Source organism: Streptomyces sp. NPDC000348 (genome assembly GCF_042898795.1).
Classification (GTDB): Bacteria; Actinomycetota; Actinomycetes; order Streptomycetales; family Streptomycetaceae; genus Streptomyces.
In genome coordinates, this window is record NZ_JBIAZD010000028.1 from 37,152 (window position 1) to 47,256 (window position 10,105).

General features: G+C 71.6%; 14 protein-coding genes. 1 reads left to right on the forward strand and 13 read right to left on the reverse strand.

Annotation, left to right across the window (positions count from 1 at the left end; translation table 11 throughout):
• The 13 genes from ACFY3N_RS34245 to ACFY3N_RS34305 form a co-directional block, all read right to left on the reverse strand.
• The gene (locus ACFY3N_RS34245) at positions 1-402 is read right to left on the reverse strand and encodes a YraN family protein (protein ID WP_390820713.1); all 402 of its coding nucleotides are present in this window, start codon (positions 400-402) and stop codon (positions 1-3) included.
• Positions 403-481: 79 nt separating this feature from the next.
• On the reverse strand, positions 482-790 hold the full coding sequence (locus ACFY3N_RS34250; protein ID WP_003965949.1) for a DUF2469 domain-containing protein: 309 nt from the start codon (positions 788-790) through the stop codon (positions 482-484).
• Positions 791-846: 56 nt separating this feature from the next.
• Entirely contained in the window at positions 847-1,371 is a 525-nt protein-coding gene (locus ACFY3N_RS34255) for an NUDIX hydrolase (protein ID WP_390820714.1), read from the reverse strand.
• A complete protein-coding gene (gene lepB / locus ACFY3N_RS34260) occupies positions 1,361-2,137 on the reverse strand; it encodes a signal peptidase I (protein WP_390820715.1) in 777 nt (258 codons plus the stop codon). Before lepB (ACFY3N_RS34260) ends, ACFY3N_RS34255 begins: the two co-directional genes overlap by 11 nt.
• A gap of 33 nt (positions 2,138-2,170) precedes the next feature.
• Entirely contained in the window at positions 2,171-3,160 is a 990-nt protein-coding gene (lepB, locus tag ACFY3N_RS34265) for a signal peptidase I (RefSeq protein WP_390820716.1), read from the reverse strand.
• The gene (lepB, locus tag ACFY3N_RS34270) at positions 3,072-4,139 is read right to left on the reverse strand and encodes a signal peptidase I (protein WP_390820717.1); all 1,068 of its coding nucleotides are present in this window, start codon (positions 4,137-4,139) and stop codon (positions 3,072-3,074) included. The genes lepB (ACFY3N_RS34265) and lepB (ACFY3N_RS34270) overlap by 89 nt, the downstream gene beginning before the upstream one ends.
• Positions 4,132-4,863, reverse strand: coding sequence for a signal peptidase I (gene lepB / locus ACFY3N_RS34275; protein WP_390820718.1), 732 nt, complete (start codon positions 4,861-4,863; stop codon positions 4,132-4,134). Before lepB (ACFY3N_RS34275) ends, lepB (ACFY3N_RS34270) begins: the two co-directional genes overlap by 8 nt.
• Before the next feature lie 45 nt (positions 4,864-4,908).
• A complete protein-coding gene (gene rplS, locus ACFY3N_RS34280) occupies positions 4,909-5,259 on the reverse strand; it encodes a 50S ribosomal protein L19 (RefSeq protein WP_013000407.1) in 351 nt (116 codons plus the stop codon).
• A gap of 133 nt (positions 5,260-5,392) precedes the next feature.
• A complete protein-coding gene (gene trmD, locus ACFY3N_RS34285; RefSeq protein WP_390820724.1) occupies positions 5,393-6,226 on the reverse strand; it encodes a tRNA (guanosine(37)-N1)-methyltransferase TrmD in 834 nt (277 codons plus the stop codon).
• Complete coding sequence (gene rimM, locus ACFY3N_RS34290) at positions 6,226-6,801, reverse strand: ribosome maturation factor RimM (protein WP_390820719.1); 576 nt, start codon at positions 6,799-6,801, stop codon at positions 6,226-6,228. Before rimM ends, trmD begins: the two co-directional genes overlap by 1 nt.
• Before the next feature lie 109 nt (positions 6,802-6,910).
• Complete coding sequence (locus tag ACFY3N_RS34295; protein ID WP_005479813.1) at positions 6,911-7,150, reverse strand: RNA-binding protein; 240 nt, start codon at positions 7,148-7,150, stop codon at positions 6,911-6,913.
• Between the two features lie 2 nt (positions 7,151-7,152).
• Positions 7,153-7,572 carry a 30S ribosomal protein S16 gene (gene rpsP, locus ACFY3N_RS34300; RefSeq protein WP_390820720.1) on the reverse strand — a complete coding sequence of 140 codons (420 nt, stop codon included), beginning with the start codon at positions 7,570-7,572 and terminating at the stop codon, positions 7,153-7,155.
• A gap of 354 nt (positions 7,573-7,926) precedes the next feature.
• A complete protein-coding gene (locus ACFY3N_RS34305; RefSeq protein WP_390820721.1) occupies positions 7,927-8,526 on the reverse strand; it encodes a hypothetical protein in 600 nt (199 codons plus the stop codon).
• Between the two features lie 585 nt (positions 8,527-9,111).
• Between ACFY3N_RS34305 and ACFY3N_RS34310 the strand changes: the two genes are divergently transcribed.
• Positions 9,112-9,966, forward strand: coding sequence for a methyltransferase domain-containing protein (locus ACFY3N_RS34310; RefSeq protein WP_390820722.1), 855 nt, complete (start codon positions 9,112-9,114; stop codon positions 9,964-9,966).
• Positions 9,967-10,105: the final 139 nt, after the last annotated feature.

Sequence of the window (10,105 nt, forward strand, 5' to 3'; positions counted from 1 at the left end):
TCAGGCCACCCCCCGGACGTGCTCGACCACGGGTGCGCCGCGGGCCGGCAGCAGCACGCCGACCAGGTCGATGCGGACCCCGCCGGGCGGCGCTCCCCCGTGTTCCTGGAGCCAGCGTTCGGCGAGGGACCGCAGGCGGTCGGCCTTGGCCGACGTGACCGCCTCCATGGGGTGCTGGAAAGGCCCTGCCCTGCGGGTCTTCACCTCGCAGACGACCAGGGCGTCCCCGTCCCGGGCCACGATGTCGATCTCGCCGGTCCTGCCGCAGCGCCAGTTGCGCTGCAGGACCGTCATCCCGGACTGGGTCAGCCGCCGTGCGGCCAGTGTCTCGCCGTACCTGCCGAGTGCGCTGCGCGCACGCTGTGCGTTCATGTCGGCACCACCTCCGGCGCCCACGGTCACGCATCCCGCCCGACGGAGTGGATCTTGGTGCAGAACTCGGCGGCTGTGGACAACTCCCTCACCCGCACGAGTGCGCCGGTCACCCGCCCGGCAGCTCGAGATCGCTCTTGTTGAGCTCCTCGATGTTCACGTCCTTGAACGTCAGTACCCGGACCTGCTTCACGAACCGGGCGGGCCGGTACATGTCCCAGACCCAGGCGTCCGCCATCGACACCTCGAAGAACACCTCGCCCTGAACCGAGTGCACCTGCATCTCGTAGTCGTTGGTGAGATAGAAACGCCGCTCGGTCTCGATCACGTATTTGAACAGACCGACGACATCGCGGTACTCCCGGTAGAGCTTCAGCTCCATCTCGGTCTCGTACTTCTCGAGGTCCTCGGCGCTCATGGCATGTTCCCCTTCAGCCGTGCGATCCCACCATTGTGCGCCAGTCCCGCCGGCCCCTAGACGATTTCGGTGTCCAGGGTCACGGGTCCGGCCGGGGGGCCCTCGTCGAGCAGCCTGCGCAGCAGCTCGGCGAGTCTGGTCGGATACACCGTCTCATGCGCCCGAGCGAGTTCCGGGCACGTCCACCAGCGTGCTCCGGCGACACTGCGCCGCTCCAGCTCGGTCAGCGCCGTGGCCGCGACCGCGGTCTGGGCGGTGCGGGCGAGGTAGTACCACTCGTCCTGGTCCCAGCGGCGGCCGGCAAACGGGAAGGAGCACCTCCGCCGCCACAGCACGGGGCCGAGCTCGACCTCGGTGATGCCGGTCTCCTCGGCGAGTTCCCGCAGGGCGGCCTGCTCACGGGTCTCGTCGCCCTCCACGCCGCCGCCGGGCGTGAACCACCAGTCGTCGGCCGGATCGTCCGGCTCGTGGCCGTGCAGCAGCAGGATGCGGTCCTGCGGATCGAGCAGCACGACCCGGGCGACCCTGCGCAGCCCGTCGGCACAGGAGTCCTCGGCCTCCGGGACCGGTTCAGCGGACACCGGCGGTCCCCGCGTTCGCCCCGGCCCGGGACGCGTCCGCCCGCTTGGCGAAGGGACCGTACGCGGCCCCGCCGAGAACGAGCACGGCACCGGCGATCACCAGCGCGACGACGGTCCGCAGCGGGCCAGGCGAGGAGAGCGCACCGAGCTGTTCGAAGCCGGTGGGTGTCTCGAGCATGCCGTTCACCGGCCAGACCACGGCGTCGACCCGGGCCTGGACCGCGCCGCGGGAGACGGTGCCGCCGGCGGCGTCGGTCAGATGGGCCGTGGAGTCCAGTGACCCGGAGCGTTCGTCACCGAGCAGGAACAGCCGCCCCTTCGGCACGGTCACCTCGGGGATGGAGCCGGACCCGGCCGCCGTGCCCTCGGCGAGATACGGCTCGTCGATCTCCTTGCCGTTGACCTTCAGCCTGCCGTCCTGGCAGCAGGAGACCGTGTCACCGCCGACGGCGACCACCCGCTTCACCATGGGGGCGTTCGACCAGGTCGCGTCCGTGAAGACGATGACGTCACCGCGGCGGACGGCGTCACCGTCGATGCGCTCGGCCAGCACCCGGTCACCGGCGCCGATCGTCGGCTCCATCGAGGGGGTGGGCACGGTGTACGGCCGGTACAGCACCGCTCCCCAGACGAATCCGCCGAGGAACAGCACCATGCCCAGAGCCACGGCCAGCCCGGACAGCCGCTGCCCGGTCCGGCCGCCCGCCCGGGCGGTGCCCGAGCCGCTGCCGCCGGGAACCGTGCGCGTCGTGCTCCGACCACTCATGGGCGGCACCCTACCCGTCGGTACCGGACGGGGTCAGCCCTCCCGGCGGCCCTCTCCGGAGCCGTGCCGCCGACGCCGCCAGAGCACCAGCGGCACCGCGGACGCGAGCGCGAGTCCCTGGGGCGCGGCCGTCAGGACCGCCGCGGAGGACGGTCCGGCGGCCAGACCGGGCTGGTCGAAGGTGTCCGGGACGGGCAGGTTGGTCCAGCGGTTGACCGGCCAGGCGATGACGACGGCACGGCCGACGACCTTGTCCACGGGGACGAACCCGTTGTTCCTGTCGGCCTGGTTGTACCGCGAGTCCCGGGAGTTCTGGCGGTGGTCGCCCATGACCCAGATGTGGCCCTCGGGTACCTTCACCTTGAACTGGCCGCCCTGGTCGTCCTGGCTGCACGGGGTGTTGCCGGGATACACGTACGGCTCGTTCAGCGCCGTGCCGTTGACCTTCAGCGGGCCGGTGCCCTTGCACTCGATCGTGTCACCGCCGACCCCGACGACCCGCTTGATCAGGTCCTTCTCCTCCGCGGACGGCATCAGACCGATCCAGCTGAGGACCTTCTGCAGCGGGTTCGGATCGGGGGTCGGCTCGCCCGCCAGCCAGTTGTCGGGGTCGTGGAAGACGACGACCTCGCCGCGCTCGGGCTCGGAGCCGAACCAGGGGGTGAGCTTGTCGACGAGCACCCGGTCGCCCTGCTGGAGGGTGTTCTGCATCGAGTCGGAGGGGATGGAGAACGCCTGCACCAGGAACGTCTTGATCAGCAGCGCCAGCACCAGCGCGATACCGATCAGGATCGGCAGCTCCTTCCAGAAGGAACGGGGCTGCTTCGCCTGGGGGGTGCCGTCGCCCGAACCGCCCCGCGCCGTGGGGGGCTGCTCGCCCCCGGGTCCGTCGCCGCCACCCGCCGGGGAGCCGTCCCCGGAGGTCACGAAGTCGTCAGCGGCCGGACCGGCCGCCTCCACGGGACGCCCGCGGTGTTCGTCGCCCTCGCGCCCGGACCGTGCGCCAACCGCCGCATCCCCCACGCCAACTCCTCACTCTCTGCCGCCGCCCGCGCCATGCCCGGCGCAGGCCCACCACTCCCATAACGAGCGGGAGTTCCGCAGGGCTCGGGAGCTGGACCATTCCATCGGGACCGTCCGGGGCAACCCTATGCGACGGCGGGGCGGCAGCGGCCGACCCGGGCGCCGAGTCCGACACGGACGCGTAGGTCGTCGGCTCCTCCAGTGTGCTCCAGTGGCCGAGCGGCCAGGCGATGACCATGGCCCGGCCCACCACCTCGTCCTCGGAGACCGTGCCGCCGTAGTCGGTGTCCTGGTGGGAACGGGAGTCGGCGGAGTTCGCCCGGTGGTCGCCCATCACCCACAGCCGCCCCTCGGGAACGGTGACGTCGAACGGAGTCGTGGACGGGGCGTTGCCGGGGTACAGGTAGTCCTCTTCCAGGGGAACGCCGTTGACGGTGACCCGGCCCTGCTCGTCGCAGCACTGGACGCGGTCGCCGCCGACGCCGACGACCCGTTTGATGAGGTCCTTCTCGTTCTCGGACGGCAGCAGTCCGATGAAGGTGAGCCCGTCCTTGACCTGCTTGATCCCGACGGGGTCGTCCTTCTTCGGCGTGGTCTGCTCGTCCTGGAGCCAGCCGCCGGGGTCCTTGAACACGACGACGTCCCCGCGCTGCGGCCTGGAGCCGAACCACGGGGTGAGCTTGTCGACCAGCACCCGGTCGCCGATCCGGATCGTCTGCTCCATGGAGCCGGACGGGATGACGAAGGCCTGGACGAGGAACGTCTTCAGCACCAGCGCTATCACGACGGCGACACCCACGAGGAGAGGGATCTCCTTGACGGCGCTGCGCCTGCGACGCCGCTTGACCTTGCGCTGGAGCTTGCGCCGCTCGGCCCTGCTGCGTCCGGGAGCCGGGCCGGCCGCGCGGCGGGAGCCGGTCGGCAGCAGGTTCTCCGCGGCGCTGTCCGGGACGCCGCGCGGTTTGCCGCGGTTACCCATGGAGGCCCTCCGCCGCGTCCGTCTCCGGGGCGGGCACGCGCGCGTAGGCGTCGGGCCGGTGCAGCCGGGTGGCGTGGCCGAAGGGCCAGACGATCCCGTCGGCGCGGCCGATCACGCTGTCGACCGGGATCATGCCGCCGCCGGGCGAGCCGAGGTGGTCGCGGGAGTCGCTGGAGTCGCTGCGGTGGTCCCCGAGGACGAACAGGCGTCCGTCGGGCACGGCGACGTCGAAGGGGACCGTGGAGGGACTGTCGCCGGGGAACAGGAAGCCCGACTCGTCGACCGACCGGCCGTTCACCCGGATCCTCCCCTCCCCGTCACAGCAGACCACGCGGTCCCCGCCCACCCCGACGACCCGTTTGACGTAGTGGGCGTCACCGAAGTACCCGGTGCCGTCGAACACGATCACGTCACCACGCTGCGGCCCGGCGCCGAAGCGGTACGCCAACTTATTTACGAGCACGCGGTCCCCGACCCTCAATCCCCGCTCCATCGATCCGCTGGGGATCTGGAACGGCCGCGCCACGAACGTGTTCACCGCGAGCAGGAACAGCAGGCAGAGCAGCAGGGTCAGGGTAGTCCGCCCGCCGGGCAGTCGTGGCGTGAGGCGCTGCACCAACGCGGAACGCGACCGCCCCTCCGGCCCCGCCGTCCCCGAGGTGTTCTCGGGTCCGGCCGGGGGGAGGGAGCGGTCGCGCTCCGTCGGCTGTGCTTCGGTGTCCATCGGAGCCAGATGTTATCCGGCCGCGATGTGACGCCGGTAAAGCGCTCAGTTGTCGCGCTTCTCCTTGATCTTCGCCGCCTTGCCGCGCAGCTCGCGCAGGTAGTACAGCTTGGCGCGACGGACGTCACCCCTGGTGACGAGCTCGATCTTCTCCACGATCGGGGTGTGCACCGGGAAGGTGCGCTCGACGCCGACGGAGAAGGAGACCTTGCGGACCGTGAAGGTCTCGCGCACGCCGGCGCCCTGACGGCGGATGACCACGCCCTTGAACTGCTGCACACGGGAGCGGTTGCCCTCGATGACGCGCACGTGGACGTTGACGGTGTCGCCGGGACGGAAGGCGGGGATGTCGCTGCGCAGCGACGCGGAGTCGACGGAGTCGAGCAGGTGAGACATTTCGTCTGCTTTCTTCGCTGATGCCGCAGGTCATCAACGGCAACTAGAGGCTGGGATCGATGCCGTGCGGTTCGGGACGGGCGTCGTGTCCCCCTGCGGCAGGGGCGCACGCCGGACGACGCACAGCAGCGGCCTATTCTTCCACGCCCTCGGTCCTGCGCCAAAATCGGCCGTACGGCTCTCCGGCGGGGTCCGGTTCCCAGCCCAGGATGGACAACATCTCGCGGTCCTTCTTGTCGAAGGCCCCGGGTTCGCAGCGCTCGATGAGGTCGGGCCGGTTGGCGGTGGTCCGGCGCAGCGCCTCGTCGCGCCGCCAGCGGGCGATCTTCCCGTGGTGGCCGCTGAGCAGCACCTCCGGGATGCCGCGCCCGCGCCACCGCGGCGGCTTGGTGTGGACGGGGCCCTCCAGGAGGCTCGCCATGGCCCCGGGCGCGAAGGAGTCGTCGCGGTGCGATTCGGCGTTGCCGAGGACGCCGGGGAGCAGCCGTGCGACGGCCTCCGTGACGACGAGGACCGCCGCCTCGCCACCGGCCAGCACGTAGTCGCCGATGGACACCTCGTACACGGGCATCCGGGTGGCGTACTCGTCGACGACACGGCGGTCGATGCCCTCGTAGCGGGCCGGGGTGAAGATCAGCCAGGGGCGCTCGGAGAGCCGGACGGCCAGTTCCTGGGTGAAGGGGCGGCCGCTGGGGGTGGGGACGATCAGGGCCGGCTCGCGGGAGCCGGTCTCGTACCCGTCCGCCAGGACCGAGTCGAGCGCGTCGCCCCACGGCTCGGTCTTCATGACCATGCCGGGGCCACCGCCGTACGGGGTGTCGTCGACGGTGTTGTGCCGGTCGTACGTCCAGTCACGCAGATCGTGCACGTGCACGTCCAGCTGTCCGCGGGCGCGTGCCTTGCCCACGAGGGAGACGTTCAGCGGTTCCAGGTACTCCGGGAAGATCGTGACGACGTCGAGCCGCATCACGCCTCTTCCCCGGCGTCCCGGGCGGACACACCCCGTCCGTCAGCGACTTCGTCGCGGGCCGCGCGGTCGTCGATCAGGCCGGGCGGCGGGTCGATGACCGCGCGCTGCTCCTCCAGGTCCACCTCGGTGACGATCTCCTCGACGAACGGCACGTACACCTCGGTGCCGTCGGGGCGCTCGACCACGAAGAGGTCCTGGGTGGGCAGGTGCGAGATCTCGGTGATCCGGCCGACCTGCTCGCCGTCCTTCGTGACGACGTCGAGGTCGATCAGCTGGTGGTCGTAGTACTCGTCCTCGTCCTCGGGCCGCTCGTCCGGGTCGACGTCGGCGATGAGGAGGGTGTTGCGCAGGGCCTCGGCGCCGTTGCGGTCGTGGACGCCCTCGAAGCGCAGCAGGAGGCGGCCGCTGTGGACGCGACCGGTCTCGATGGTGAGTGGCCCGACGGAGGCGGGATCGGTGGTCAGGACGGCACCGGGCCCGAGCCTCAGCTCCGGTTCGTCGGTGCGGACCTCCACGGTGACCTCGCCCTTGATGCCGTGGGCGCGGCCGATGCGAGCGACTACCAGCTGCACTGTGCTTGATCTCCTGTCGAACTGCGACGAGCCGCTCACGGCTCGTACGACTACGGGCCGGGGACGGCCCAGTGGCCTTCCCCGGCCCGAGCCGGTGCTGCGTTCGGCGTCAGCGGACGTGGTCCACGTCGACGAGGTCGACGCGGACACCGCGGCCGCCGATGGCGCCCACGACGGTACGCAGAGCGCGCGCGGTGCGGCCGTTGCGGCCGATCACCTTGCCGAGGTCGTCCGGGTGGACCCGGACCTCGAGCACACGCCCGCGGCGCAGGTCGCGCGAGGCGACCTGCACATCGTCAGGGTTGTCGACGATGCCCTTCACGAGGTGCTCGAGAGCCTCCTCGAGCATGCTCAGGCCTCGGTCGACGAGGACTCGGCGGCGGCCTCGTCCTTCTTCTCAGCCTTCTTCTTCTGGGTGATCGCCTCACCCTTGCCCTCGTCGTCGCCGCCGAGCGCCTCGAAGGACGGGCGGGCAGGCTTCTCGGCCTGCTGCAGCAGCGGAGCCGGGGCGGGCTCGCCCTTGAACTTCTGCCAGTCGCCGGTCTTCTTCAGGATGGCGAGCACGGGCTCGGTCGGCTGGGCGCCGACACCGAGCCAGTACGCCACGCGCTCGCCGTCGACCTCGATCACCGAGGGGTTGTAGGTCGGGTGGTACTTGCCGATCTCCTCGATGGCCCGGCCGTCACGGCGGGTACGGGAGTCGGCGACGACGATGCGGTAGTGAGGCGAACGGATCTTGCCCAGACGCTTCAGCTTGATCTTGACTGCCACGGGAGTGGGTTCTCCTGGATTTGACGTGGTGGGGCACGGCGGAAGTTGCCGCGTGGGGTTGCGGTACCCGAGTGCCCGATGGACGCGTCAGCCGGAGGAGAGAGGGGTCCTGTGCGGCTGTCGAGTACAGCTGGCCATTCTGCCACACCCTACGGGGCGGGGATGACCGAGGGGTGCCTGGAAGTGGGCACGCTCGAGAGGCACCCGGCGTCCTGACGGCCGTACGTCGGGAGTGCGGCCGGACCCCGCGGGGCAGCGCCGCGCACGCCCTCCCCCGCTCCCGGCTTCGGTCGAGCGGGGGGAGGCGCGGGTGGGGACGGAGCCGACCCGGCATCCACGAGATGCCGGGGACGGTCAGCTCGCCGCCGCCACCACTTCCGGGATCCGGAAGGGTTTGCCGCAGCCGCCGCAGACGATGGGGGCCTGGGCCAGGACCGAGGGGACGACGCGGACGTTGCGGCCGCAGTCGCAGACGGCCTTGACGCGGACGCCGCCCCCGGAGGAGCCGTGCCGTGCGGCCGGTCCGCGGAAGCTGCGGGCGGTGTCGCCCGCGGTCGCCGCGGAGTGGGCCTTCAGCGCGCGCTGGAGGCGTTCCGTCGTCGAACGGTAGCGGCGCTTCGCCTCGGGAGTGAGCGTGACCAGCGAGAAGCCGCTGCTGGGATGCGGTTCCTCGGGGTGGTCCAGGCCCAGTTCCTCGGCGATCGCGAGGAACCTGCGGTTGTGGTAGCGGCCGGCGCGGGATGTGTCGCGTACGCCGCGCGCGGCGGCGACGCCGTGGACTGCCTCGTGCAGCAGTCGTTCGAAGGAGAGTTCGTGACCGCACGCGGACGACGACTCCCCGATCAGGGACTCGGGCGCGGCAAGATCGGGCAGCTCGGGGTGGTACCGCTGAATGTCGGCCCACGCCTGCGCCAGCTCTGCGGCGAGAACAGGTGGTGTCTGTGTCGTGCTCACGTAATGACAACGAGCCCGGGTGCCCCTGTGTTCCGATTCCGGGGCATCCTAAATAATTTGCACGTACCCGTCAGTTGCCGCTGATGCGTCCTGACGAGCACGGGTGCGCTGATCTGCGGAGAAGCCTCGCAGCTCGCCTCAAGGTGGTGCGTAGGCTGACGTACGCCCCGGCGTGTAAGCGGTCTCCGCGCGCCGGTGCGCGTGAGGTCCGCGGATGCGCAAGAGGCGTTTCGGCCGCTCTCGCGAGGTCGCGGCGTCCGGCGCGGCGGGCACGGCACGGGCGCGACGTTACCGGGTCCGCCCCCGCGACCGCGCACCGCCCCGCCACAAGCCCCTCCCGGTTCCGTCGGCCTTGGCCGGAACCGGCGCACGAGTGCCTTCGCCGTGGCGGACCGGGCGGCCCGGGATTACCGGAATGTGAATTCTTGCCACTGGCACAGGCGACCGCCAAGCCGCCGCCGCATTCCACTGGACGACACGACGAGGGCGGAGTTTCCTGGCATACGGGGGGTGTGCGGGGCGCATTGCACGGGGGCCAGGGAACAGGGCACTGCGGCAACTCTCGGCTGATTGGGGCGCTTACCTATGACACCTACGCTCGTGCGACAGCAGCTGCCCCGCGCGGGGGCCGTCCCCCGTGCGGACCTGCGTGCCCGCGCGCGTGACTGGTCCGAGATCCAGGAGCGGATGCTCGTGCCGCTCTACGAGGCCGTCTACGAGCGACTGGGCGTGGGGCCCACGACACGACTGCTCGGCCTCGGCTGCGGCTCCGGGCTGGCCCTGCTGATGGCGGCCGCGCGCGGTGCCGCGGTCACCGGTGTCGACACCTGTGCCGACCGGCTGGCCCTCGCGCGGGAGCGGCTGCTGCCCGACGGGCGGGACGCGCGTGCGCGTGACGACACCCGGATCGTGCGGGGCTCGCCCGGAAAGGCCGCCCGCGCGGACGCGCCGGCGTACACCGTGGTGACCGCCTTCGAGCCGATCGGCTGCCTCGCGGGCGATGCGGAGGGGCTGGTCGATCTGCTCGCCGAGGCGGTGCCGCTCGCCGGGCGCGGAGCGGCCGTGGTGCTGTCCGGCTGGGGTCCGCCGGAGCGGTGCGCCACGGCGTCCGTGCTCCGGGTGGCCGCCGAACTGGCGGAGCCGCTGCGCGGCGCGGGTGCCTGGCGTCCCGCGGACCGCGACGACCTGGAGCGGGTCGCCGCGCGGGCGGGGCTGCGGCCGGACGGCTCCGGGCGGGTGGCCTGCCCGTTCGGCTACGCCGACGCGGACAGCGCGGTACGGGGCCTGAAGTCGACCGGGCTGTTCGACCCCGCGGTCACCGCCACGGACCAGGTGCAGGTCGACAAGGAGCTGGCGGAGGCCCTGCATCCGTACCAGCGGCAGGACGGGACCGTGTGGATGCCGAACGTGTTCCGGTACCTCGTCGCACGCGTTCCCTGAGACACGGCGCCGGGGGGGCCCCCCCGGGGGGGGGGGGGCCCCCCCCCCGCCCGCCGGGTTTAAAACCCACAAAAGGGGTTGCACCGAGGGCGGCGCCACCTAACAGACCCCCGCCGGGGGCGGCCCGCCGGCCCCCGCG

Bases quoted from the DNA above. Each gene is read 5' to 3' on its own strand.
- lepB (WP_390820718.1), bottom strand. From the start codon at position 4,863: ATGGACACCGAAGCACAGCCGACGGAGCGCGACCGCTCCCTCCCCCCG.
- trmD (WP_390820724.1), bottom strand. From the start codon at position 6,226: ATGCGGCTCGACGTCGTCACGATCTTCCCGGAGTACCTGGAACCGCTG.
- ACFY3N_RS34310 (WP_390820722.1), top strand. From the start codon at position 9,112: ATGACACCTACGCTCGTGCGACAGCAGCTGCCCCGCGCGGGGGCCGTC.
- lepB (WP_390820715.1), bottom strand. From the start codon at position 2,137: ATGAGTGGTCGGAGCACGACGCGCACGGTTCCCGGCGGCAGCGGCTCG.
- ACFY3N_RS34295 (WP_005479813.1), bottom strand. From the start codon at position 7,150: ATGCTCGAGGAGGCTCTCGAGCACCTCGTGAAGGGCATCGTCGACAAC.
- rplS (WP_013000407.1), bottom strand. From the start codon at position 5,259: ATGTCTCACCTGCTCGACTCCGTCGACTCCGCGTCGCTGCGCAGCGAC.
- lepB (WP_390820717.1), bottom strand. From the start codon at position 4,139: ATGGGTAACCGCGGCAAACCGCGCGGCGTCCCGGACAGCGCCGCGGAG.
- ACFY3N_RS34250 (WP_003965949.1), bottom strand. From the start codon at position 790: ATGAGCGCCGAGGACCTCGAGAAGTACGAGACCGAGATGGAGCTGAAG.